Source organism: Rhizobium changzhiense, from assembly GCF_013087625.1.
GTDB lineage: Bacteria > Pseudomonadota > Alphaproteobacteria > Rhizobiales > Rhizobiaceae > Rhizobium > Rhizobium sophorae.
On the sequence record NZ_JABFCQ010000002.1, the window covers coordinates 764,972 to 788,650 of the forward strand.

20 protein-coding genes are annotated in these 23,679 nt (G+C 60.8%); 14 read left to right on the forward strand and 6 right to left on the reverse strand.

Annotated elements, in window-relative coordinates:
* Window positions 1–94 precede the first annotated feature (94 nt).
* Both G9X68_RS13110 and G9X68_RS13115 read left to right on the forward strand, forming a co-directional pair.
* Window positions 95–490 (forward strand): (R)-mandelonitrile lyase, encoded by a 396-nt coding sequence (locus G9X68_RS13110; protein ID WP_171602711.1) that lies wholly within the window; start codon window positions 95–97, stop codon window positions 488–490.
* A 14-nt stretch (window positions 491–504) separates the two neighbouring features.
* A complete protein-coding gene (locus tag G9X68_RS13115; RefSeq protein WP_171602712.1) occupies window positions 505–1,494 on the forward strand; it encodes an aldo/keto reductase in 990 nt (329 codons plus the stop codon).
* A 48-nt stretch (window positions 1,495–1,542) separates the two neighbouring features.
* Here G9X68_RS13115 and maiA read toward each other — a convergent pair whose 3' ends face one another.
* The 5 genes from maiA to G9X68_RS13140 all read right to left on the reverse strand — a co-directional run bounded on the left by maiA (window position 1,543) and on the right by G9X68_RS13140 (window position 6,291).
* Window positions 1,543–2,178 carry a maleylacetoacetate isomerase gene (gene maiA / locus G9X68_RS13120; RefSeq protein ID WP_171602713.1) on the reverse strand — a complete coding sequence of 212 codons (636 nt, stop codon included), beginning with the start codon at window positions 2,176–2,178 and terminating at the stop codon, window positions 1,543–1,545.
* A 274-nt stretch (window positions 2,179–2,452) separates the two neighbouring features.
* Complete coding sequence (locus G9X68_RS13125) at window positions 2,453–2,869, reverse strand: organic hydroperoxide resistance protein (RefSeq protein WP_171602714.1); 417 nt, start codon at window positions 2,867–2,869, stop codon at window positions 2,453–2,455.
* 191 nt (window positions 2,870–3,060) lie between these two features.
* Window positions 3,061–4,383, reverse strand: a complete 1,323-nt coding sequence (locus G9X68_RS13130; RefSeq protein ID WP_171602715.1) for an ATP-binding protein — start codon at window positions 4,381–4,383, stop codon at window positions 3,061–3,063.
* The gene (locus G9X68_RS13135) at window positions 4,380–5,120 is read right to left on the reverse strand and encodes a response regulator (RefSeq protein WP_171602716.1); all 741 of its coding nucleotides are present in this window, start codon (window positions 5,118–5,120) and stop codon (window positions 4,380–4,382) included. The genes G9X68_RS13130 and G9X68_RS13135 overlap by 4 nt, the downstream gene beginning before the upstream one ends.
* A gap of 121 nt (window positions 5,121–5,241) precedes the next feature.
* Window positions 5,242–6,291, reverse strand: a complete 1,050-nt coding sequence (locus G9X68_RS13140) for an alpha/beta fold hydrolase (RefSeq protein ID WP_171602717.1) — start codon at window positions 6,289–6,291, stop codon at window positions 5,242–5,244.
* A gap of 358 nt (window positions 6,292–6,649) precedes the next feature.
* Here G9X68_RS13140 and G9X68_RS13145 point away from each other — a divergent pair, with 358 nt between their 5' ends.
* From G9X68_RS13145 to G9X68_RS13195, 11 genes are all read left to right on the forward strand, one after another.
* Window positions 6,650–8,425, forward strand: a complete 1,776-nt coding sequence (locus G9X68_RS13145; RefSeq protein ID WP_171602718.1) for a cytochrome c biogenesis protein DipZ — start codon at window positions 6,650–6,652, stop codon at window positions 8,423–8,425.
* Window positions 8,426–8,479: 54 nt separating this feature from the next.
* Window positions 8,480–9,238, forward strand: a complete 759-nt coding sequence (locus G9X68_RS13150) for an alpha/beta fold hydrolase (RefSeq protein ID WP_171602719.1) — start codon at window positions 8,480–8,482, stop codon at window positions 9,236–9,238.
* Window positions 9,239–9,624: 386 nt separating this feature from the next.
* Entirely contained in the window at window positions 9,625–10,347 is a 723-nt protein-coding gene (locus tag G9X68_RS13155) for a DeoR family transcriptional regulator (RefSeq protein ID WP_171602720.1), read from the forward strand.
* 177 nt (window positions 10,348–10,524) lie between these two features.
* Window positions 10,525–11,553, forward strand: coding sequence for a deoxyribose-phosphate aldolase (deoC, locus tag G9X68_RS13160; RefSeq protein ID WP_171602721.1), 1,029 nt, complete (start codon window positions 10,525–10,527; stop codon window positions 11,551–11,553).
* Between the two features lie 5 nt (window positions 11,554–11,558).
* Window positions 11,559–13,946: an aldehyde dehydrogenase family protein gene (locus G9X68_RS13165; RefSeq protein WP_171602722.1), complete on the forward strand. Its 2,388-nt coding sequence runs from the start codon at window positions 11,559–11,561 to the stop codon at window positions 13,944–13,946.
* A 158-nt stretch (window positions 13,947–14,104) separates the two neighbouring features.
* Entirely contained in the window at window positions 14,105–14,560 is a 456-nt protein-coding gene (locus tag G9X68_RS13170) for an RbsD/FucU family protein (RefSeq protein WP_171602723.1), read from the forward strand.
* 11 nt (window positions 14,561–14,571) lie between these two features.
* Window positions 14,572–15,504 carry a ribokinase gene (gene rbsK / locus G9X68_RS13175; RefSeq protein ID WP_171602724.1) on the forward strand — a complete coding sequence of 311 codons (933 nt, stop codon included), beginning with the start codon at window positions 14,572–14,574 and terminating at the stop codon, window positions 15,502–15,504.
* Window positions 15,501–16,376 carry a carbohydrate ABC transporter permease gene (locus G9X68_RS13180; RefSeq protein WP_171602725.1) on the forward strand — a complete coding sequence of 292 codons (876 nt, stop codon included), beginning with the start codon at window positions 15,501–15,503 and terminating at the stop codon, window positions 16,374–16,376. The genes rbsK and G9X68_RS13180 overlap by 4 nt, the downstream gene beginning before the upstream one ends.
* Window positions 16,373–17,401 (forward strand): carbohydrate ABC transporter permease, encoded by a 1,029-nt coding sequence (locus G9X68_RS13185; RefSeq protein ID WP_171602726.1) that lies wholly within the window; start codon window positions 16,373–16,375, stop codon window positions 17,399–17,401. The genes G9X68_RS13180 and G9X68_RS13185 overlap by 4 nt, the downstream gene beginning before the upstream one ends.
* Before the next feature lie 44 nt (window positions 17,402–17,445).
* Window positions 17,446–18,900, forward strand: coding sequence for an ABC transporter substrate-binding protein (locus tag G9X68_RS13190; RefSeq protein WP_171602727.1), 1,455 nt, complete (start codon window positions 17,446–17,448; stop codon window positions 18,898–18,900).
* 115 nt (window positions 18,901–19,015) lie between these two features.
* Complete coding sequence (locus G9X68_RS13195; protein WP_171602728.1) at window positions 19,016–20,104, forward strand: ABC transporter ATP-binding protein; 1,089 nt, start codon at window positions 19,016–19,018, stop codon at window positions 20,102–20,104.
* A gap of 210 nt (window positions 20,105–20,314) precedes the next feature.
* Here G9X68_RS13195 and G9X68_RS13200 read toward each other — a convergent pair whose 3' ends face one another.
* A complete protein-coding gene (locus G9X68_RS13200) occupies window positions 20,315–22,489 on the reverse strand; it encodes an OmpA family protein (protein WP_171602729.1) in 2,175 nt (724 codons plus the stop codon).
* 331 nt (window positions 22,490–22,820) lie between these two features.
* On the opposite strand from G9X68_RS13200, the gene G9X68_RS13205 reads away from it, so the two are divergent.
* Entirely contained in the window at window positions 22,821–23,594 is a 774-nt protein-coding gene (locus G9X68_RS13205; RefSeq protein ID WP_171602730.1) for a transporter substrate-binding domain-containing protein, read from the forward strand.
* The last annotated feature ends 85 nt before the right edge of the window (window positions 23,595–23,679 follow it).

Here is a 23,679-nt window from a genome sequence, read left to right on the forward strand (position 1 = left end):
TCTGCCCAGGCAGACCTATCTGCCCCGGCCAGACCTGTCCTGCACAGGCGGACTTGTTTACCTGGCCCCACCCCGACATCGGAAGGAAGACGAGATGGAGATCAAGCGAAGCGGTTCGCAGCCTTCGGCCAAGGGACCGGCCGACTGGTTCACCGGCAGCGTGCGTGTCGACCCACTATTTGCCGTGGCCAGCCCCGCACGCGCGGCTGGCGCCAGCGTCACCTTCGAGCCTGGCGCCCGCACCGCCTGGCATACCCATCCTCTCGGCCAGACGCTGATCGTCACGTCGGGCTGCGGTCGCGTGCAGCGCGAAGGCGGCCCCGTCGAGGAGATCCGGGCTGGCGACGTCGTCTGCTTCGCACCGGCTGAACGCCATTGGCACGGCGCATCGCCGACGACGGCGATGACCCATATCGCCATCCAGAAACAGCTCGACGGCAAGGTCGTCGACTGGATGGAGCATGTCACCGACACGCAATACCAAGGCTAGAAAAGGAAACTTCTATGCAGAAACGTGAACTTGGAAAGAGCGGACTTCATGTCTCGGCTATCGGTCTCGGCTGCATGGGGCTGAGTTACGGCTATGGCCCGGCGACAGATATTCAGGAAGCGACCGCACTGATCCGCCGCGCGTTCGAACGTGGCGTGACCTTCTTCGACACGGCCGAGGCCTATGGTCCCTATAAGAATGAAGAGCTTCTGGGAGAGGCGCTGGCACCCTTCCGCGACGAGGTGGTGATCGCCACGAAATTCGGCTTCAACTTCGATGCCAATGGCGGCCAGAGCGGCATGAACAGCCGGCCGGAGCAGATCCGCGCAGTCGCCGACCAGGCGCTGAAGCGTTTGAAGACCGATGTCATCGATCTCTTCTACCAGCATCGCGTCGACCCCGATGTTCCGATCGAGGATGTCGCCGGCACGGTCAAGGCGTTGATCGCCGAGGGCAAGGTCAGGCATTTCGGTCTCTCGGAAGCCGGCGCCCAGACGATCCGCCGCGCCCATGCCGTCCAGCCGGTGGCGGCGTTGCAGAGTGAATATTCGCTATGGTGGCGCGAACCCGAGCAGGAAATCCTGCCGATGCTAGAAGAGCTCGGCATCGGTTTCGTGCCCTTCAGCCCGCTCGGCAAGGGCTTCCTCACCGGCGCGATCAGCGAAACGACGACCTTCGACAGCAAGGACTTCCGCAACATCGTGCCGCGCTTTTCTCAGGAAGCGCGAAAGGCCAATCAGGCGCTCGTCGATCTCCTCGCCGAAATCGCCGCCCGCAAGAAGGCCACCTCCGCACAGGTGGCTCTCGTATGGCTGCTGGCGCAAAAACCTTGGATCGTGCCGATCCCCGGCACCACCAAGCTGCATCGCCTGGAGGAGAACATCCGGGCCGCCGAGGTCGAATTGACGGCCGAGGATCTCGGCAGTATCGAAAGCGCGCTCGCCACCATCAAGGTGGAAGGCGATCGATATCCCGCGCATCTGCAGGCAAGGGTCAACCGCTGAGAAAAGAAACGGCCGCCATCGTTTGCGGTCGCTTCTTCATTGATCGCATCATCGTCTCGGCGCCGGCGCATTCTCCTGGAAAGCCGGGATCGCCTCGAGCCTGTCGACAATCTCCGCGATATTGGGCCACAGGGCGAGATCGAAGCCCATGCGCCGGGTGCTGATCGCCTGCGGGAAGAGAAAGATATCGGCAATACCCGCCCGGTCGCCGATGGCGAAGGCGCCTTGCCTGCGGCCGGCGATCATCGTCTCCACAGCGGCCATTCCCTCGCCGACCCAGTGACGGCTCCAGGCGGCAATGGCATCGGCATCCGCCTGGAAGGCCGTTTTGAGGTGGAGGCCGATCCGCGGCGGCAGCAGCGCATGGATCTCGGCTGCGATTGCAAGCGCGATCGACCGCGCCAGCGCCCTGCCCTCCGTCGTGTCGGGCAGCAGCGGCGGTTCGGGGTGAAGCTCGTCGAGATATTCGACGATCGCCAGTGACTGGGTGATGAGGACGCCGCTGTCCGTCAGCAAGGCCGGCACCAGCCCTTGCGGATTGACGCTGCGATATCCGGCCTGCCGGCTCTCGGCATCTTCGCCGAGGATGGTCACCGGCAGTGTTTCCGCCGTCAATCCCTTCAGGGCGAGCGCGATGCGGACTCGCGATGTCGCCGAGGAAATTTCATTATGATAGAGCTTCACGGGTCTTCTCCCTGATGACTTAAAAGAGGGGCTGGAACGGCCGCTTGCTCCCCGGAAAACGATGCTGCCGTCACGAGGCCCGCTAGCGGCGAAGGCTCCTGCGAGCTTACGTCGTAGATGCAGGGCGCGGCGAAGACCGCCGCTCCCAGAATGCAGATGATCATCAATCTCATCAGATCCTCCATCGGCGAGGCCCGGTCGGCCTCGTCCTGTTTGCTTTCGGCTCCTGTCCTTTGCCCGCCGCAGCCAATGGCCTTCGGCGGGCAATGATTCGTCAGGCAACGCTCAATTCGACATGGATATTGCCGCGTGTAGCCTTCGAGTAGGGGCAGGTCTGGTGAGCCTCTTCAATGAGTGCTCTTGCCACATCCGCTTCGATTCCCGGCAGGCTGACCTTGAGACGGGCCTGCAGGAAATAGCCGCCATCGGCCGTTCCCAAATCGACCTCGGTGTCGACGGCAAGATCGGCGGGGAGCCTGACCTTTTGATTGGCCGCGGCAAAGCCGATCGCGCCGATGAAGCAGGCAGACCAGCCGGCGGCGAAAAGCTGTTCGGGATTGGTGCCGGCGCGGTTGCTGCCCGGAGGCGAAAGCTTGATCTCCAACTGGCCGTCGTCGCTGTGCGATGCGCCATCGCGCCCGCCCGTCGTATGGGTCTTGCCGGTATAGAGAACCTTATCGATCTTTGTCATGGAACACTCCTTGTGTTGCGTCGCTCCAGGCGACTGGCCGCGCTGCGCGGCCGGGTTGACGGAGTGTGGTTTGACCGACGGATATATCCGCCATGTTTCCGAAATCGCCCGAAATGTCACGAAACGTAGCATCCGATATCGGGGACATCTTTATATACAAACATCTCGAAATTTTGCGACGACTGCCGATGTCAACGGATGGTGACTTCTGCTGCCAGTCCGCCGCCGGTGCGATTATAGAGCCGGAGCGCCCCGCCGATCTTGGCCGTCAGTTGCTGGGCGATCGCAAGACCGAGACCGGTGCCGCCGGTTTCCCGGTTGCGGGATTGTTCCAACCGGAAGAATGGCTGCATGGCGGCTTCCAGCATATCGTCCGGAATTCCCGGCCCGCGATCCATGACTGTGATGACGATATCGTTCTCGGCGCTGCGCTCGACGCTGATCTCGGCAGCACCAGCGAACTTCAGGGCATTGTCGATGAAGTTCGACAGGATTCGGCGAAGCGCATGCGGCTTGGTGAAGGCAGCGCCGTGAACCAGCCCGACGACGGTGACGGCCTTTCCGGTATCCTGGTAGTCATAGGCTATGCTGTCGATGAACGAGGCGAGATCGATCCGGGCGCTCTTCTCGCCGTTGCCATGCGCGCTGCGAGCATAGGCAATGCCATCCTGGACGAGACGCTGGATCTCGCCGAGATCATGCACCAGCTTGTCTTTCTCCGGCGACTCCTCCGCCATGTCGGCGCGCAGCCGCATGCGGGTGATCGGCGTCTGCAGGTCATGCGAGATTGCCGCCAGGATCTGGACGCGCTCTTCGAGGTAATGGGCAATCCTCTCCCGCATCGCGTTGAACGCCCTTGCCGCATGCGCGACCTCGCTCGGCCCCGCCTCGCTCAGGGCCGGACCGTCCTTGTTCGGGTCGAGAGCATCGGCGGCGGCGGCAAGCTCGCCGAGCGGCCGGATCGCCTGGCGAACCGCAAACCAGGTGCAGAGGATCAGCAGAGCCATCTGGACGATAAAGACATAAGGCAGCCATGCGGCAATCGGCATGACGCCCTTCGGCGTGACGTCGATCGTCAAGGGGCTTCCGTCGGTCAGCGTCAGATGCGCCTGCAGCCGGTTCACATCGCCTGGAATCCGTTCGATCCGGATTGGAAAGCGGTGCCCGATAGCCTCCTCGATCTTTCCTGAGATTTCCGCCCCTTTGCCTGACGTGTCAGGCACGCCGGGAAGGCCGGGTCCGAGCACGAAACGGTAATTGCCGCGGCTCAGCCGATCGAGCAGGTCGCCGCGCTCACCTGGAGGAAGCCGATCGAGAACGGCAATCGATGTTGCCACATCGTTTTCCAGCGTGCCGAGCATCACCGCCTTGGCCGACATGTAGCGCTCCATATAGAGCACACTGAAGGACAGACCGTAGGCGAAGGCCAGTCCGATCAGCAGGATCAGGAAGATCCGCGACCGCAACGTGCTCGGCCACGTCAGGCCCAAACGCAAGGGGATTGCCGCCTTCATTGGCGCGGCTCCGATATTTCGACGGGAACCGAAAACACATAGCCTTCACTGCGTACCGTCTTGATATAGGTCGGTTCGCGCGCATCGTCACCCAGCCGCTGACGCAGGCGGCTGACCAAGAGATCAATCGAGCGATCGAAGAGATCAGCGTCGCGGCCCTGTGTCAGGCTCAGAAGCTGGTCGCGATTGAGCACACGTTGCGGGTGATCGATGAAGACACGGAGCAGACGGTATTCGGCCCCGCTCAGCGCAATCGCGGTCCCTTCCCTGTCGAGAAGGTGCCGGGCGACGGTATCGAGCCGCCAGTCACCGAAAGTCAGCAACTGTCCGGCCTCGCTGATCTGCAGGTTGGGCGGCAGCATCCGCGTCCGCCGCAGCACCGCCTTGATGCGGGCGAGCAGCTCACGCGCGGCAAAGGGCTTGGGAAGATAGTCGTCGGCGCCCATCTCCAGCCCGAGGATCCTGTCCATCTCGTCGGTGCGGGCCGTCAGCATCAGGATCGGGATCGCCTTGTGCCGGCCGGCGCGCAGTTCGCGGCACAGCACCAGCCCATCGTCACCGGGCATCATCACATCGAGCACGATCAGGTCGACCGCATTGGCCTCGATAAAGCTGCGCATCTGGCGCCCGTCCGCAGCCACGCTTGTCCTCAAACCGTTCTTCTGCAGATAGCCCGAGATCAGCTCGCGGATTTCGCGATCGTCATCGACGATCAGGATGTGATCGACATGATCCATATTTCCCGGTTCCTTACCGATAGAAGCGGCCGCGCCCTCCACCCCATACGAGGCGGTTGACACGACCTACACATATTCCGCCGGCCGGAGCAACGAGGCCCTGCAGCCCGATACCGTCGGCTTAAAAGCGATCGACGTCTATGACAGCCTGCGCGAAGGCCTGCGGCGCCTCCTGAGGCAAATTGTGGCCGATGCCGCCGCCGATGGTGCGATGCTCGTATTTGCCGGAGAATTTTCCGGCGTAGGCGGAAGGCTGCGGATGCGGCGCACCGTTTGCATCGCCTTCCATGGTGATGGTCGGCACCGAAATGACAGGCGTTGCGGCGAGAGTCGTCTCGTAGGCATCGTACTTTGCCTCGCCTTCGACAAGCCCCAGGCGCCAGCGATAATTGTGAATGACGATGGCGACGTGATCGGGATTGTCGAAGGCAGCGGCCGACCTGTCGAATGTCGCATCGTCGAAGTTCCACTTCGGCGATGCCGTCTGCCAGATGAGCTTTGCGAAATCATGCGTGTTGCTCTCATAGCCCAGCCGACCGCGTTCGGTGGCGAAATAGAACTGATACCACCAGGCAAGTTCGGCCTTCGGCGGCAGCGGCTTCTTGTTGGCCTCCTGGCTGCCGATCAGGTAGCCGCTCACCGAGACCATTGCCTTGCAGCGCTCCGGCCAGAGCGCCGCCATGATGTTGGCGGTTCGCCCGCCCCAGTCGTAGCCGGCAATGACCGCCTTCTCGATATCGAGCGCATCGAGCAGCGCGATCATATCGGCGGCGAGCGCTGATGGCTGGCCGTTGCGCGGCGTCTGGTCGTCCAGGAAGCGGGTCGTGCCGTAACCGCGCAGATAAGGCACGATCACCCTGTAGCCTGCCGAAGCAAGCAGCGGTGCGACATCGACGAAACTATAGATGTCATAGGGCCAGCCATGCAGCAGCAATACGACAGGGGCATCCGCCTTCCCCGCCTCGGCATAACCGATATCGAGCACCCCTGCCTTGACCTGCTTCAGCGCTTCGAAGGACGTGCTGGTTCCGGGCTTTACAGCTGGCACCGTTGCGGCCGTCGCAGACGACTGGGCGGCGGCCGTGCCAGCCACGCCAAACTCGACCGCCGCAAGGGCGATTGCCGTCATGCCGAAGAAACGGCGGCGGTGATGGTTGATTTGCTCTGACATCGGTCTCTCCTGTCGAATGGATCACAGTGCGGATATGACGCGGCGCTTGTATCGCCCATATGTCGCAAGTCCTCGGTTTTGAATACGGATGTAGCTTCCGGCCGTCGGGATACATTCTGATACAATCGCGCCGACGGAGCAAAGCATCGCACCGGCAGCAGCCATTTCACCGCGGCCCGCCGCCGGGACAGCAGTTTGTATCACTTTGTATCGTCCGCGCCTCATCGCACTAGTTCGGTACATTTCCCCGCCAAACCCGACACATCGGGGATACGTCCGCCCGGCCATATCCCCGCCGTTGCTGGTTCAGGCCCCATCGCCGCCCAGAGCCCGATCAATCGGTTCAAAGGAAACGATGATGACACTTCTGATCATTGCCTATCTCGGAGGCGCGCTGACCATCCTCAGCCCCTGCATCCTCCCCATCCTCCCCTTCGTCTTCGCCCGTGCCGGACAGCCCTTCGTCAGGAGCACGCTGCCCATGCTGGCGGGCATGACTGCCACCTTCGCGCTGGTCGCCACGCTTGCCGCAGTCGGCGGCAGCTGGGCCATTCGCGCCAATGAATATGGCCGCCTTGCCGCCATCGTCCTGCTTGCGCTCTTCGGCGTGAGCCTGCTTTCGCCGCGCTTTGCAAGCACGCTTGCCCGGCCGGTCGTCGACCTTGGCAACAATCTTATGAACGCCAGCGGCGGCGGGCGCGGCACCACGACCGTGAAGAATGCGCTTCTTCTCGGCGTCGCCACCGGACTGCTCTGGGCGCCCTGCGCCGGTCCGATCCTCGGCCTGGTGCTGACCGGCGCCGCATTACAGGGCGCCAATCTGCAAACGACCTTCCTGCTGATCGCTTATGCTGCTGGTGCTGCAAGTTCGCTTGCCGTCGCCCTGCTGGTCGGTGGCAAGCTCTTCGCCGCCATGAAGCGTTCCCTCGGCCTTGGTGACCGGATTCGCCAGGTGCTCGGCGCAGCCGTGTTGGCGGGTGTCGCCGTCATCGCCCTTGGACTGGATACCACCCTGCTGGCGCGGATTTCCTATGCCAGCACCGCGTCCCTGGAACAGGCCGTTCTTGACAGGCTGCATGCGAAGCCCTTGGGCGGCGCATCCTCAGAGGTAGCGAGCAACGACGTGATGATTGCGGCCGCCGATGCAAAGCAGCCTTTCCGCAGCGATCTGCCCATCGAAGGCCATGCGCCGTCGCTTGGCGGTGCGGTCGAATGGCTGAACTCCAAGCCGCTGACATCAGAGCAGTTGCAGGGTAAAGTGGTCCTCGTCGACTTCTGGACCTATTCCTGCATCAACTGCATTCGCACCATCCCTTATGTCAGGGCCTGGGCGGAAAAATACGCCGATCAAGGCCTCGTGGTGATCGGCGTCCACGCCCCGGAATTTGCCTTCGAGAAGAAGATCGACAACGTCAAAAGCGCAATCGACGATTTCAAGATCGGCTATCCCGTTGCGATCGACAATGATTACAAAATCTGGCGCGCTTTCGAAAACAGCTACTGGCCGGCCGCCTATCTGATCGATGCCAAGGGCCAGATCCGCTACCATCATTTCGGTGAAGGCAATTACGGCAGGACCGAAAAGGCCATTCAGGACCTGTTGCGCGAGGCCGGCAGCCAGACAACGGCAAGCGCGCCAGTCGCGCCGGATGCCAAGGGCGTGGAAGCAGGCCCGGATCTCCGCAATATCCGCTCCGGCGAGACCTATCTCGGCTACGAACAGGCGGCGAATTTCGCCTCTCCGGAAGGGCTGCAGGCTGACATGGCACAAAACTATACGGTCGGCGAACCCGGTCTCAACGGCTGGGGCCTGTCCGGAAGCTGGGTCGTCGGCCGGGATCAGGCGACGCTTGATCAGCCGGGCGGCGGCATCACTTATCGCTTCAGCGCCCGCGATCTGCATCTCGTTCTCGGGCCTGGTGCCGGCGGCAAACCGATCCGCTTCCAGGTGAAGATCGACGGCAAGATGCCGGGGCCTGACCACGGTGCAGACATCGATGCCGACGGCAACGGCACGGTGACCGCGACGAGGCTTTACCAGCTTGTCCGCCAGTCCGGCCCGGTCGTCGCCCGCAATTTCGAAATCCGCTTCCTCGACCCCGGGGTGCAGGCCTACGCCTTCACATTCGGCTGAACCTGAAACGCATCAATATCCCGATCATCAACAATGACCAAAGGAGTGATAGTCATGAACAAACGTCTTCTTTTCACGGCCGCGCTTGCATTTGCCACCACCGCCATCGCGTTCGCAGCAGAGGCTGCCGCGGTCAAGAACATCGTGATCGTCCACGGCGCGCTGGCCGACGGCTCGGGATGGCGCAAGGCGACGGAGATTCTCGAGAATCGCGGCTTCAACGTCACCATCGTCCAGCAGCCCATTACCTCTCTCGACGACGATGTGGCGGCGACCAAGCGGGTTCTCGACCTTCAGGACGGACCCGTCCTGCTCGTCGGCCACAGCTACGGCGGCATGGTCATCACCGAAGCCGGCAACGATCCCGCGGTCGCGGGCCTGGTCTATGTCGCGGCATTCCAGCCCGACAAGGGAGAAAGTCTGCTGAGCCTCGCCAGCTCGAAACCCGCAGGCAGCATGGATATAAAGGAAACGAAGGACGGCAAATACCTCTATCTCGATCCGGGCGCCTTCGCCGCGGCTTTCGCAGCCGACCTTCCGCAAGCCGAAGCCGATTTCATGGCAAAGTCACAGGTCTTCGCCTCGAAGCAGGCATTCTCCACCAAGATCACTCAGCCGGCATGGCGGACGAAGAAAAGCTGGTCGATCGTCGCCACCGAGGATCGTTCTATCAACCCCGAGCTGGAACGCGACATGGCAAAACGTGCCGGCAGCGAAGTGACCGAGATCAAGGCCAGTCACGCCGTCTTCGCCTCCCAACCGGAAAAGGTTGCCGATGCGATCGAAACGGCAGCAAGGAAAGCTGGCGAGTAGCGCGCAGCCAGGAATGTTCCTAAGCATGAAGCCTCTGGTCGGACGCCCGCCCGGCCAGAGGCGTGAGAAGTCGCGGCCGGCCAAATGTCGATCTCGTCGTCACCCGCCTCCCCGCAGCCGAAGTCGGGCCACCATCCATGCAATTTTGTGACTATTCCATCAAAAAATGGAAGATAAGTCACAAATTCTCATTTCAAATTGCCGGGTTTCCCTATAAAATAATTGAGATGATATGCCATGTTGCGCGCAACCGGCTGGTGCAGAAGCTGTATCTCAGCGCAAATGCCGAATCGTAGGTCGAGGACAACCGAGATGGGAATGGCAGTTCCTTGTTAAATTTTCATCAAAACACTATTCCATAGTAAACGATAAGGGAGACATGCGGTATGGATAGTCGCAGGGGCCGGCGCATCGCAGTCTTATCCGAGGCCCTTTCACAACATCGCATTCTGCACATCAAGAATGCTGCCGAGATCCTGGGCGTCTCAGAGATGACGGTGCGACGTGATGTCAGCGCCAATGCAGGCCAGTTCGCCTTCCTCGGCGGCCATATCGTCCCGGCTGTCGAAACGGAAAACGATCCCTATGAAATTTCCAAGGCAGCCGACAGTCATGCCGCTGCAAAACGGCTAGTTTGCCAGCAAGCCATTGATTACATTCACCATGATGATACGGTGTTTTTCGATTGTGGCACCACCTTGCCCTATCTGGTCGATCTTCTCCCAGACCGGATTCACATAACGGCGATCTGTTACGCCATGAATGTCGCCGATCGTCTGACCCGAAAACCCAACGTTCGCCTTGTTATGCTGGGTGGTCTTTACCACCCAGCATCGGCCAGCTTTTCCGGTGCCTCGGGGCTGGAAATGCTCGATCAGCTTGTGATCAACGTGGCATTTCTTTCTGCAGCCGGTGTCGATGCCCGGCGTGGCGCGACCTGCGCGCATTTTCACGAAGCGGAGATCAAGAAAAAGGCGATGTCCCGGGCACGAAAGAATATTCTTCTCGCCGACAGCAGCAAAATCGGCAAACTCAAGCCGGCCTTTTTCAGCGACATGAAGTCGTTCGATGTGGTCATCACCGAAAACGGCATGAACGATTTCGACTGAGAAATCCCGCACTTTTTCTGCGTCTGGCGAAATCTAAACTTGACGCAGCGGCGCGGTGATGCAAACCTCACAAACAGTGAAAAAAAAATCACATTTGAGCCAGTCGTGAAGCTTCCTCTGCGTGCCTCTGCACTTGATGGCAACAGGATCTTCACGCTCGGATCGGGAGGATTCTAGTTGGAAACCGTTGCTGTTCACAATGCGGCAAACGCGGCGCATCATGGAGGCCCTTCGCGATTGCCGGGCAGTACCCATAACCGGCCGCGCAATACCGGGATGGAACTCGATCTGTCTTGGGTGCTTGACACCCGGGTCAACCTGTCTGCCACCGAGCGCCGCGTAGCCTCGCTTCCCGGACGCCGGACTGTTAAAAAGGACGCACAGGCGGCTTGGCTCCTGAAGGCGGTGACCTGCATCGACCTGACGACATTGAACGGCGACGATACCCCCGAACGCGTCAAGCGGTTGTGCGCGAAGGCGATGAATCCGATACGCGCCGACATTCTGGATTCGCTTGGCATGAGCGGCCGTTCGATCACCACCGGCGCCATCTGCGTCTACCATCGTTTTGTTGCAACGGCCGTCGAGGCGCTCGGAGATTCCGGCATTCCGGTCGCCGCGGTTTCGACCGGTTTCCCTGCCGGCCTCAGCCCGCACCACCTCAAGGTCAAGGAAATCGAGGCGTCAGTTGCCGATGGCGCGAAGGAAATCGACATCGTCATCACCCGCGAGCATGTGCTGACCGGCAACTGGACAGCACTCTACGAGGAAATGAAAGAATATCGCGCCGCCTGCGGTGATGCGCATGTCAAGGCCATTCTGGCGACCGGCGACCTGAGGACGCTCCGCAATGTCGCCAAAGCCTCGCTGGTCTGCATGATGGCGGGAGCCGATTTCATCAAGACTTCGACCGGCAAGGAAGGCGTCAATGCGACGCTGGCCGTGACATTGACCATGCTGCGGGCGATCCGCGCCTATTATGAGCGCACCGGCATCAAGATCGGCTACAAGCCGGCCGGTGGCATTTCCGCGGCGAAGGACGTGTTGAACTACCAGTTCCTGATGAAGGACGAACTGGGGCGCGAGTGGCTGGAGCCCGATCTCTTCCGCATCGGTGCATCGAGCTTGCTTGCGGATATCGAGCGGCAGTTGGAGCATCACGTCACCGGTGCCTATTCGGCCCTCAACAGACACCCGATTGGATGATCCAGATGACTGTTGCAAAGTATTTCGACGAAATGTCCTACGGCCCTGCCCCTGAATCCGATATCGAAGCTCGCGATTGGCTGGCGCGCCACGCTTCCGGTTTCGGTCACTTCATCAATGGCGCATTTGTGCCCTCCGTGTCGGGCAAGAGCTTCGACACGTTCGAGCCAGCCACCGGCAAGGTCCTGGCGAAGCTCGCCAACGGCGGCGCGGCGGATGTGGACAATGCGGTTGCTGCGGCCCGCAAGGCACAGGCGTCATGGGCGCGATTGCCAGGCCACGCGCGGGCGCGCCGTCTCTATGCGCTTGCCCGGATGATCCAGCGCCACGCGCGTCTGATTGCTGTGGTCGAGGCAATCGACAACGGCAAGCCGATCCGCGAAACCCGCGATCTCGACGTGCCGCTGGCAGCCCGTCATTTTTATCATCACGCCGGATGGGCGCAAATCCAGGACACGGAATTTGCCGATCATGTGCCGGTGGGCGTCGTCGGCCAGATCATCCCGTGGAATTTCCCATTCCTGATGCTGGCCTGGAAAGTGGCGCCGGCTTTGGCGCTCGGCAACGCCGTCATCCTGAAGCCTGCCGAATTCACCTCGCTGACGGCGCTTCTCTTTGCCGAACTGGCATCTGCGGCGGGCCTTCCGCCGGGCGTGCTCAATATCGTGACGGGAGAAGGCGAAACAGGCGCGCTGCTCGTCGAGCATGAGGATATCGACAAAATTGCTTTTACCGGATCGACCGAAGTCGGGCGCATTATTCGCGAGCGTACCGCAGGCAGCGGCAAATCATTGACGCTCGAACTCGGCGGCAAGTCACCTTTCGTCGTTTTTGACGACGCCGATATCGACGGCGCCGTGGAAGGCGTGGTCGACGCGATCTGGTTCAATCAGGGACAGGTCTGCTGCGCCGGTTCGCGGCTTCTGATCCAGGAAGGCGTTGCCGATCTTTTCCACGAGCGGCTGAAGCGCCGCATGCAGACATTGCGGGTCGGTCAGCCTTTGGACAAGTGCATCGATATGGGTGCGATCATCGCACCCGTGCAATTGACGCGTATCGAAACCCTGGTGAAAAAGGGAGTTTCAGAAGGCGCGACGCTGCATCAGGCTAAGATCGACCTGCCGAAAGGCGGCAGCTTCTACCCGCCGACGCTTCTGAGCGGCGTGCAGCCGACATCGATCGTCGCGACCGAGGAAATCTTCGGGCCGGTTGCGGTCTCCATGACTTTTCGCACACCGGAAGAGGCTATCCAGCTTGCCAATCACACCCGCTACGGCCTCGCCGCGAGCGTCTGGAGCGAGACGATCGGCTTGGCGCTGAACGTTGCGGCAAAGCTCGCAGCCGGCGTGGTCTGGGTGAATGCCACCAATCTTTTCGATGCCGCCGTCGGTTTTGGCGGCAAGCGTGAATCCGGATTCGGCCGTGAAGGCGGACGCGAAGGTTGCTACGAATATCTGAAGCCGAAGGCTTGGGTCGGTCGCAAGGCGCGCGCAGCAATGCCCGCACTTTCGCAAGTAAAGCCGGTTGCCGGCGATTTTGCCCTGCCAAGCATCGACCGGACGGCAAAGCTCTTCATCGGCGGCAAGCAGGCACGCCCGGACGGCAATTATTCCCGGGTCATCGCCTCACCCAAGGGCAAGGCGATCGGGGAGGTCGGCGAAGGCAACCGCAAGGACATCCGCAATGCGGTGGTTGCTGCTCAGGCCGCCTCCGGCTGGTCGAATGCGACCGCTCATAACCGCGCCCAGATTCTCTATTACATCGCCGAAAACCTCAGTGGCCGCGCCGACGAGTTCGCCTCGCGGATAACAGCGATGACCGGAGCTTCCGCAGCCAATGCAAACGCCGAGGTCGACGCCGCGATTTCGCGTCTCTTCACCTACGCAGCCTGGGCGGACAAATATGAAGGCGGCATTCACCAGCCGCCGCTTCGCGGCGTTGCCCTGGCCATGCCGGAAGCCATCGGCGTGGTTGGCGTCATTTGCCCGCCGGAAGCGCCGCTGCTCGGCTTTATCAGTCTGGTTGCGCCGTTGATTGCCACCGGCAATCGTGTCGTCGCTGTGCCGAGTGAGCCTTTCCCGCTTTCGGCGACGGATTTCTATTCCGTTCTGGAAACGTCGGACGTGCCTGCTGGTGTCGTCAATATCGTCACCGGGTCGGCGATGGAACTGGCAAAGATCCTTGCCGCGCACAATGACGTTGATGCGTTGTGGGCCTTCGGCTCGGCGGAACTTTCGACGACGGTGGAGAAGCTGTCTTCGGGCAATCTCAAGCGAACCTTCGTGGACAATGGCAAGGCGACGGACTGGATGGACAGAGCAGCCGCCGAAGGCGCGCTATACCTTCGCCGCGCTGTGGATGTGAAGAATATCTGGATCCCCTACGGAGAATAAGGGATCCAACTCTGGTCATCCGGGCGGGAGGAGAACCGCTCCGGCAGGCGAGAACCACGGAATTTGAGGGAATCGCAGAGCTGTAACGGCGCTGCGGTTATCGGGCGCTGTTTTGCGGCAGGAGGTGCTGCGAAATGGTGCAATTAAGGGAGGACTTCATGCTGAAGAATATCGATCCGGCTCTGAATGCCGATGTGCTGCACGCACTCCGGTCCATGGGGCATGGCGACACGCTCGTCGTTTCCGACACTAATTTTCCTTCCGATGCGATTGCCCGGCAAACGGTGCTCGGCAAGCTGTTGCGCATAGACAATGTGTCCTCTGCCCGCGCCATCAAAGCTATTCTTTCGGTAATGCCGCTGGATACGCCGCTGCAGCCGTCTGCCGGGCGAATGGAAATCATGGGCGCGCCGGACGAGATCCCTCCAGTGCAGCAGGAAGTCCAGGCCGTGATCGACGGCGCCGAGGGCAAGCCGGCGCCGATGTATGGCATCGAGCGTTTCGCCTTCTATGAGGAAGCCAAAAAGGCCTATTGCGTCATCACCACGGGCGAAAACCGCTTCTACGGCTGCTTCCTGTTCACCAAAGGCGTGATTCCGCCGGAAACCGTATGAGGGGAAACGAAATGAAGGTGGGTGTTTCGATCCTCGGGATTTTCGTCGCCGACACGGCTTATCTGGCTAAGCGCATGCCAAACATTGGCGAAACCATCACCGGGACCGGTTTTGCGGTAGGCCCAGGCGGCAAGGGCTCCAACCAGGCTGTCGCTGCTGCCCGCGCCGGCGGAACAGTCTCCTTCATCTCGAAGATCGGCCGCGACACATTCGGCGACATGGCCCTGAAGACCTATGCGGAAGCAGGCGTGACGCCGAAGGTCGTACAGATGGACGATATGCCGACCGGCGCTGCCTTCATCTACGTCAATGACGGTAACGGCGACAATGCGATTATCGTCTATCCAGGTGCCGCAGGCACCATAGGCGTTGGTGATGTTGAGGCGGCACGCGAAACCATCGAGCAATCGGCTGTTTTCGTGACCCAGCTCGAACAACCGGCTGAAGCGGCGCAGCGCGCCCTCGAAATCGCCCATGCGGCCGGCGTTACCACTGTTTTCAATCCAGCGCCGGCCGAGCCGTTTCCGGACACGATCTATCCGCTCTGTGACTATATCGTGCCAAACGAAACCGAAGCGGCCGCCATCGTCGGTTTTCCGCTCGACACGCTCGACGACGCCAGACGGGCTGGCGACGCCTTCCTTGCCAAGGGCGTGAAAGCCGCGCTGATCACACTGGGTGGTCGCGGTGTGCTGTATCATACGGCCGGCCAATCGGTTCATGTTCCGGCGGTCTCGTCGGGAGCGGTCATCGATACCACCGGCGCCGGCGATGCATTTGTCGGCGGCTTCTCGGCAGCGCTCTCGCGGGGCGCTAGTCCGGTCGAGGCCGTGCGTTTCGGCTGCGCGACCGCCGGTATTGCGGTGACGCGGCGCGGTACCGCGCCGGCAATGCCGACGATCGAGGAAATCGAGGCGCTTCTCCAGAAAGGAAGCGCGGCATGACCCGCAACGATCCGATCAAACACGTCTTCATCTGGCCGGCGTTGCTGATCGTGCTGGTGATCTCGATCTTCCCGCTGATCTATTCGCTGACCACCAGCTTCATGAGCCTGCGGCTCGTCCCGCCGATCCCCGCGCGTTTCGTCGGCTTCGGCAATTATACGGAACTGCTTCAGAATCCGCGCTTCTGGAATGTCGCCTGGACGACGACGATCATCGCTTTTGTCGCGGTGACGCTGCAGTATGTCATCGGTTTTTCCGTGGCGCTGGCGCTCAACCGTCGCGTGCCCGGCGAAGGTTTGTTTCGGGTCAGCTTCCTGGTGCCGATGCTGGTGGCGCCCGTTGCTGTTGCACTCATTGCCCGCCAGATCCTCAATCCCACGATGGGCCCGCTCAATGAGTTGATGACCGCTTTCGGCTTTCCGAATCTGCCATTTCTGACGCAGACCAGATGGGCTATCGGCGCCATCATTTCCGTCGAAGTGTGGCAGTGGACACCCTTCGTCATCCTTATGCTTCTTGCCGGGTTGCAAACCCTGCCGGAGGACGTCTACGAGGCTGCCGCGCTTGAAAATGCCAGCCCCTGGCAGCAGTTCTGGGGGATCACTTTCCCGATGATGCTGCCGATTTCGGTGGCTGTGGTCTTCATCCGCCTCATCGAGAGCTACAAGATCATCGACACGGTATTCGTCATGACAGGCGGTGGGCCCGGCATTTCGACCGAAACGCTCACCTTGTTCGCGTATCAGGAGGGCTTCAAGAAGTTCAACCTCGGCTACACCTCCGCCCTGTCCTTCCTGTTCCTGATCGTCATCACCGTCATCGGGCTCGTCTATCTCGCCATCCTGAAGCCCTATCTGGAGAAGCACAAATGAGCGTTCGTGACCTCAAAGGATCCGGCCGCTGGTGGGCGCTCGCAGGCTGCCTGCTCTGGCTGGCCTTCACCTTCTTTCCGCTTTACTGGGTCGCGATCACCTCGTTCAAGTCGCCGCTTGGCGTCGTCGGCGGGCCGACCTATATTCCATTTGTCGACTTCGACCCGACGCTGACAGCCTGGAGCGAGCTTCTGTCGGGCGCGCGCGGCCAGTTCTACAACACCTTCATCGCCTCCACGATCGTCGGGCTTTCCGCATCGGTGCTGGCCACCTTCATCGGATCGATGGCAGCCTATGCGCTGGTGCGCTTCACCTTCGAGGTCAAGCTGCTGTCCGGCGTGATTTTCGTCGTTGTTGCCTTCGGCGGATATCTGCTTGGTCGTCATGTGCTGGGTTACGGGCAGGCTGTTTCGCTGATCTTTGCCTTTGTTGCAGCGCTTGCGCTCGCCATCGGCTCCAGCCGTATCAAGCTTCCAGGGCCGGTCCTCGGCAATGACGATATCGTCTTCTGGTTTGTGAGCCAGCGCATGTTTCCGCCGATCGTCGCCGCCTTTGCCTTGTTCCTGATGTATACGGAAATGGGCAAGTTGGGGTTCAAGCTGGTGGACACTTATACAGGCCTCACCTTCGCCTATGTCGCCTTCTCGCTGCCGATCGTGATCTGGCTGATGCGCGATTTCTTTGCGGCGCTGCCGGTTGAAGTCGAAGAGGCGGCGATGGTCGACAATGTGCCGTCGTGGAGAATTTTCTTCGGTATCGTCCTGCCCATGTCCAAGCCGGGCCTGATCGCGACATTCATGATCACCCTCGCCTTCGTCTGGAACGAGTTCCTGTTCGCACTCTTCCTGACCAGTTCCAAATGGCAGACGCTTCCCATTCTCGTCGCAGGGCAAAACAGCCAGCGCGGCGACGAGTGGTGGTCGATATCGGCAGCCGCCCTGGTCGCGATCATACCCATGGTCGTCATGGCGGGCATTTTGAGCAGGCTGATGCGGTCCGGCCTGCTTTTGGGAGCAATAAAGTGACCGTTCGACAAGCCTAGTCATTGTTCAATTCCGGGGAGGAAAACATGAGAAGATTACTACTGAGTTCAACGGCCGCAGTACTGCTTGCTGCGGCGGGCACAACATCCGCGCTCGCATGCGAACCGGACTACACCGGTGTCACCCTCACGGCCACGACGCAGACGGGACCTTACATCGCTTCTGCGCTGCAACTCGCGGCCAAGGGCTGGGAGGAAAAGACCTGCGGCAAGGTGAATGTGGTGGAATTTCCGTGGTCGGAACTCTATCCCAAGATCGTCACCTCGCTGACCTCGGGCGAAGACACGTTCGACGTGGTCGCCTTCGCACCGGCCTGGGCGCCGGACTTCACTGATTTTCTCTCGGAAATGCCCAAGGCGATGCAATCGGGTGCCGATTGGGACGACATCGCCCCGGTTTACCGCGAGCAACTGATGGTCTGGAACGGCAAAGTGCTGTCACAGACCATGGACGGTGACGCTCATACCTATACCTACCGCATCGACCTTTTCGAGAACGCCGACAACCAGAAAGCCTTCAAGGCAAAGTATGGTCATGATCTCGCGCCGCCGAAAACCTGGAAGGAATATCTCGATATCGCCGAGTTCTTCCAGCAACCGGACAAGGGCCTCTGGGGCACGGCGGAAGCCTTTCGCCGTGGTGGCCAGCAATTCTGGTTCCTGTTCAGCCATGTTGCCGGCTACACAAGCCATCCCGACAATCCCGGCGGCATGTTCTTCGATCCGGATACGATGGATGCGCAGGTCAACAATCCGGGCTGGGTACGCGGCCTGGAGGAATATATTCGCGCTTCGAAATTGGCGCCGCCAAATGCGCTGAACTTCTCGTTCGGCGAAGTGAACGCGGCCTTTGCCGGTGGCCAGGTCGCGGAATCGATCGGCTGGGGCGATACCGGCGTCATCGCCGCCGACCCGAAGCAGTCCAAGGTCGCCGGCAATGTCGGTTCGGCATCGCTGCCGGGCTCGGACGAGATCTGGAACTACAAGACCAAGAAGTGGGACAAGCAGCCCGATGTCGTCCAGACTTCCTTCATGGCCTTCGGCGGCTGGCAGGCGGCTGTTCCGTCGTCCTCCAAGAACCAGGAGGCGGCCTGGAACTATATCCAGTTCCTGACGAGCCCGGCAGTTTCCGGTCAGGCGGCGATCACCGGCGGCACAGGCGTCAATCCTTACCGTCTTTCGCACACGACAAATACGGAATTGTGGTCGAAGATATTCTCCGAGCGTGAGGCAAAGGAATATCTTGGAAGCCAGAAGGATGCGGTCACCGCCAAGAACACCGCACTCGACATGCGCCTGCCGGGCTATTTCTCCTATACGGAAATTCTCGAGATCGAGCTTTCCAAGGCATTGGCTGGAGAAGTCACGCCGCAGCAGGCGCTGGATACCGTGGCTGCCGGATGGAACAAGCTGACGGACGAGTTTGGCCGCGACAAGCAACTGGCAGCCTATCGTTCGTCGATGGGCCTGCCTGCGAAGTAAACCCATCCTCAACACCCATCCCGGCGATGCCGGGATGGGATCAGACATCGTTGCAGAAGATGGAGACTATCGTCGCTTAGGGCTGGCGATGGAATTCTCGTGAAAAGGTTACAGCATGTCCCAGGTGCGTTTGGATCAGGTCACCAAATCCTTTGGTAGCGTTGAGGTCATCCCTCCGCTCGATTTGGCAATTGCCGACAAGGAATTCGTGGTTCTCGTCGGGCCGTCCGGCTGCGGGAAGACAACCACCCTGCGGATGATCGCGGGGCTGGAACAGACGACGTCCGGGGAAATCCGTATCGGCGAGCGGGACGTTACGACGCTGCGCCCGGGTTTGCGCAATTGCTCGATGGTGTTTCAGAATTACGCGCTCTATCCGCATATGACAGTCGCCGAAAACATCGGCTACGGCATGAAGGTGCGCGGAACGCCGAAGCAGGACATCGATGCCGCCGTTGCAAATGCGGCGCGCATTCTCAATCTCGGTGCCTATTTAAAACGCAAGCCGAACGCGCTTTCGGGTGGCCAACGCCAACGCGTGGCGATTGGCCGGGCGATCGTTCGCCAGCCGGATGTGTTCCTGTTCGACGAACCGTTATCCAATCTCGACGCCAAATTGCGCATTGAAATGCGAACAGAAATCAAACTCCTACATCGCAGGCTCAAAACCACGATCGTGTATGTTACGCACGATCAGGTAGAGGCGATGACGATGGCAGATCGTGTCGTGGTTATGAATCAAGGGCGTATCGAGCAGGCCGCTGATCCGATCACCCTTTATGAATCTCCGAAGAATCTCTTCGTCGCTGCCTTTATCGGCTCGCCAAGCATGAACTTCATCGACGGGCGACTTGTGCAAACCTCCGGTGGAATTGCCTTCCAAGCCGAGGGTGACGTCGACATTGCGATTCCTACGCAAAGAGCCGAGCGCCTTTCGGCGGCGGTAGGACAGTCGGTGGTTCTCGGAATCCGACCGGAACATACTATGGTCAGGGATGCAAACGCTTCGACTGCAAGCCTGCATGTCGCCGATATCGAGCCCCTCGGCCCATACACACTGGCGATCGGCAAGGTCGGGACAGCGGCCTTTACTGCCCAAATCGACGCGTCCTCGCGCGTTGGCCCGGATGACAGGATCAACGTTCCCATTGATGCCCAAAAAATGCACTTTTTCCTTAAAAGTACCGGAGACACGGTCGGCTAGCGCATCGGCCCGAAAATCAGAATTGATTTTCGGGCCGATGGGAGAATTGAAACTGTTCGAGCGTCCTTTGTGCGTCCGAAAGGACATTCGGACATCGCGATCTGCGCCGGATGAACTGATACGTGGTGTTGGCAGCGCCGCTTAGGCGCTAAAGCGCGTCGCGCAAAAGAGCGAAATGCCCCTCCCCGGGAATGGAGAGGGGCAACATCATTACCTGTTGGCAGCGACCGGGCGGACCAGCGCCGTGACGCGGCGGATGGTGACGCGGCGGTTTTCCTGCTCGGGGGCCGACGTGTTGACCTTCAGATACTGCTCACCATAACCCTGCGTCGCGAGGTTCTCCGGCGCGATGCCGTAAACGTCGGAGAGCACATTGGCGACCGATTCCGCCCGCTGGTCGGACAGGACCAGGTTGCTCTGGTCTGAGCCGACGGCATCGGTATGCCCCTCGATCAGGAAGGTCTCGCTCGGATCCTTCTTGAGCACCTCGCTGATCGCGTCGGCGACCTTGCGCAGCGTGCGCGCCTGGGTCATCGGGATATCGGCGCTACCGGTCGCGAAGGTGATCGTGTCGAGGTCGATGCGGCGCACCTTGTCGCGGATACGGGCCGAATACTTCACCTCGTCCAGCGAATAGACGCGTTCCACAGGCTCGACCGGCGGCTCGCTCAGGAACTCGTAATAGTCCCGGTTCGGGTCGCTGCGGGTATCAATGATGTAGTCGCTGAGCGGCACGCGCAGCCGCATCGGCGGCAGATCGGCGCCCGGATCCTCGAAATAGTCGCGGTCCGGATCGTCATAGAGGTCCTGCGAATAATAGAGCACGTCCTCGCGCCCGCGGGCGTCGACGCGCGACCGCTGGATGATGTCGCCGTAACGGTTGCGGATCGTCACGATGCGGTAGCCTTCCGGCCGCGTGATCGTCTCGCGGTAGCGGTCGCCTGAGAGCTCCTCATAACTCGGCCGCTCGCCGTCGCGCAGGAAGCGCCTGTCGTCGTCGCCGCGCACGATCGTCCTGTTGTCGTACTGGATGATCACACGGCTGTCGTCGCCGCGGTCGTCGAAGCGCGCGCCGTCGGGACGGACGAATCGTGGCCGCTCATCGAGCTTCCTGCCCTTCTCGCGGGTCACCGCCTCGAGCTTGACCGGCGCCGGCGCTTTGGCGCCGCTCGAAGCCTGTGCATCGGCATCCGAGGTCGGCACCTTCACCTCCTGGCTGTCGGCGCGCTGCCTATCGCGATCGCGGCGGCCTTCCCGGCCCTTGCTGCGGTCCGCATCCTTGTCGCTGTCGAGCACAGCGGCACCGTTCTCCACCGGCAGCACGACGGTCTCGTTGCTCTTGGCCGGATCTGCGGCGATCTTCTTGCGGCGCTCCAGCTCCTCGGGCGATACCTTTTCCGGCGCCGGAATGGCCTGCTCCGCCTGCTGGCCGCCACTGGCGTCCGGCAGCGGCTGGGCGGTATCAGTTGCGGGCGCGGCCGGCTGCTCGCCGGCGGGCTTTGCTGCCGTACCCTCCTTCGGCTTCTCGGCGGGCTCGGCTTCCGGTGCCGCCGCCTTGTCTTCGGTCGTCTTAGCCGCAGGTGCCTTGTCTGCAGGTACCTTGTCTGCAGGTGCTGCAGTCTCGCCCTTTGTCGGCTTCTGCTCGGCAGGCGCTTCGGCTGCGGGTTTCACCTCTGGTTTGGCTTCGGGCTTGGCCTGTTCTTCGGTCGGTGTCACCGCCTCGGGAGCGGCAGTCTCAGCCTTGCCCTTGCCTTTATCTTTGCCTTGGGCCTTATCCTGCCCTTTCTCCCGCTTGCCGCCTTCCGGCTTGGCTTCAGGTTGTGCCTGTTCCGTTTCCGGCTGAGCTTCCTTTGCTGCCGGCTGCTGTTCGGGCTGCGGCTGAGCCTCCGGCTCGGCCTGCTGCGTCTCCTGCTTCCTCGGCTTCTTCGGCTTTTCCTGCGTTACCGGCTGCTCTTCCTGCTGCGGCGCGGCCTCCGGCTTTGCCTCGGGCTGGGCCTGCTGTTTGGCTTTCCGCTCGGGCTTGCTTTCAGGCTGCTCCGCAGGTGCCTCCGCCTTCGGCGCTTCCGGCTCTGCCTTGGGTTCAGGCGCTTCCTTCCGCTCGGCCTTCGGCTTTTCGGCAGGCGCTTCCTGCTGCGCCGGCTGCTCGGCGGCAGGCGCCTTTTCGGCCGGAGCTTCCTCCTGCTGCTTGCGCTTCTTCTTCAGCAGTTCCTCCTCGGAAGGCGCATCCTGCGCCACCTCGAAGCTGCCCTGCTCAGCCTGCCGCACGGCCGATGCCTGCGTCGCGACGTCGCGTACGGCTGCCATCGCCGATGCCGGCTGCAGCGCCAGCGACAGAGAAAGCAGCGGAAAAGCCGCGCTCGCGAACAATCTTGATTTCATGCCCATCGGGTTTCCTCGATCCTGTTTGAGCTTCTTGAAGGCCGCAAGGCCCTGGTTCCGCCCCTAGCGTCGCATTGAGGCGAAACGGCGGAATGGCAATCGCCGAGCCGCCGATTTGTTCCGGTTCTAGGAAGTCGGGGATTAACCTCGCGTGAATGTTGTAGTCTGCCGGCGTTCATCTCGCCTGTTATTTGCACCGCACAATTGCGATGGGATTTGTGTTGCAATTCCATGAAAAAAAGTCTGATTATCGCCGCAAGGCGGTCTCAGCACCGTTGAACTGCAGCCGTCAGCCCAACAGAAAAAGGAGCGACGGCTACCAACAGAGAGGATCCTCATGCTTAATTCCACCCGTATTTTCGCGGCAGCCTCGATCGCGGCGATGTCCCTTTTTGCCGGCTCGGCCATGGCCGATGGCGAGAAGTATGTGATCGGCACCGATTCGACCTATCCGCCCTTCGAATTCGTCGATGCCAGCGGCACGATCCAGGGCTTCGACATCGATATCACCAAGGCGCTCTGCGCTGAGATGAAGGCCGAATGCTCCTTCGTCAGCACCGACTGGGACGGCATCATCCCGGCGCTGAACGCCAAGAAGTTCGACATGATCGTCTCCTCCATGTCGATCACACCGGAGCGCCTAAAGCTCGTCGACTTCTCCAACAAGTACTACAACACCCCGCCGGCAATCGCCGTGCCGAAGGATTCGACGATATCAGACGTCGCCGGCCTCAAGGGCAAGGTGATCGGCGCGCAGACCTCCACGACGCACGCCAACTATGCCGAGAAGCATCTCGCCGACACAGAGCTCAAGCTCTATCCGACCGCTGACGAATACAAGCTCGACGTTGCCAGCGGCCGTGTCGACGCCGTCATCGACGACGTCGTCGTTCTCTCCGAATGGGTCAAGTCCGACGCCGGCGCCTGCTGCAAGATCCTGACGACCCTGCCGGTCGACAAGGAAATCAATGGCAACGGCGCCGGAATTGCTATCCGCAAGGGTGACCCGCTCAGGGAAAAGCTGAACACGGCGATCGCCGCGATCCGCGCCAACGGTGAATACAAGAAGATCCAGGACAAGTACTTCGACTTCGACGTTTACGGCGAATAAGAAATTCGCTATCTGGCCGATGAAGATAGTGGCGGAAGGCTTGCTCTTCCGCCATTTTTGTTTGACAAAGATGGCAAGATCAAAA

Coding starts and splice junctions, on each gene's coding strand:
- G9X68_RS13110 (WP_171602711.1), top strand. CDS start 95: ATGGAGATCAAGCGAAGCGGTTCGCAGCCTTCGGCCAAGGGACCGGCC.
- G9X68_RS13115 (WP_171602712.1), top strand. CDS start 505: ATGCAGAAACGTGAACTTGGAAAGAGCGGACTTCATGTCTCGGCTATC.
- G9X68_RS13125 (WP_171602714.1), bottom strand. CDS start 2,869: ATGACAAAGATCGATAAGGTTCTCTATACCGGCAAGACCCATACGACG.
- G9X68_RS13130 (WP_171602715.1), bottom strand. CDS start 4,383: ATGAAGGCGGCAATCCCCTTGCGTTTGGGCCTGACGTGGCCGAGCACG.
- G9X68_RS13135 (WP_171602716.1), bottom strand. CDS start 5,120: ATGGATCATGTCGATCACATCCTGATCGTCGATGACGATCGCGAAATC.
- G9X68_RS13140 (WP_171602717.1), bottom strand. CDS start 6,291: ATGTCAGAGCAAATCAACCATCACCGCCGCCGTTTCTTCGGCATGACG.
- G9X68_RS13145 (WP_171602718.1), top strand. CDS start 6,650: ATGACACTTCTGATCATTGCCTATCTCGGAGGCGCGCTGACCATCCTC.
- G9X68_RS13150 (WP_171602719.1), top strand. CDS start 8,480: ATGAACAAACGTCTTCTTTTCACGGCCGCGCTTGCATTTGCCACCACC.
- G9X68_RS13155 (WP_171602720.1), top strand. CDS start 9,625: ATGGATAGTCGCAGGGGCCGGCGCATCGCAGTCTTATCCGAGGCCCTT.
- G9X68_RS13165 (WP_171602722.1), top strand. CDS start 11,559: ATGACTGTTGCAAAGTATTTCGACGAAATGTCCTACGGCCCTGCCCCT.
- G9X68_RS13170 (WP_171602723.1), top strand. CDS start 14,105: ATGCTGAAGAATATCGATCCGGCTCTGAATGCCGATGTGCTGCACGCA.
- rbsK (WP_171602724.1), top strand. CDS start 14,572: ATGAAGGTGGGTGTTTCGATCCTCGGGATTTTCGTCGCCGACACGGCT.
- G9X68_RS13180 (WP_171602725.1), top strand. CDS start 15,501: ATGACCCGCAACGATCCGATCAAACACGTCTTCATCTGGCCGGCGTTG.
- G9X68_RS13185 (WP_171602726.1), top strand. CDS start 16,373: ATGAGCGTTCGTGACCTCAAAGGATCCGGCCGCTGGTGGGCGCTCGCA.
- G9X68_RS13190 (WP_171602727.1), top strand. CDS start 17,446: ATGAGAAGATTACTACTGAGTTCAACGGCCGCAGTACTGCTTGCTGCG.
- G9X68_RS13195 (WP_171602728.1), top strand. CDS start 19,016: ATGTCCCAGGTGCGTTTGGATCAGGTCACCAAATCCTTTGGTAGCGTT.
- G9X68_RS13200 (WP_171602729.1), bottom strand. CDS start 22,489: ATGGGCATGAAATCAAGATTGTTCGCGAGCGCGGCTTTTCCGCTGCTT.
- G9X68_RS13205 (WP_171602730.1), top strand. CDS start 22,821: ATGCTTAATTCCACCCGTATTTTCGCGGCAGCCTCGATCGCGGCGATG.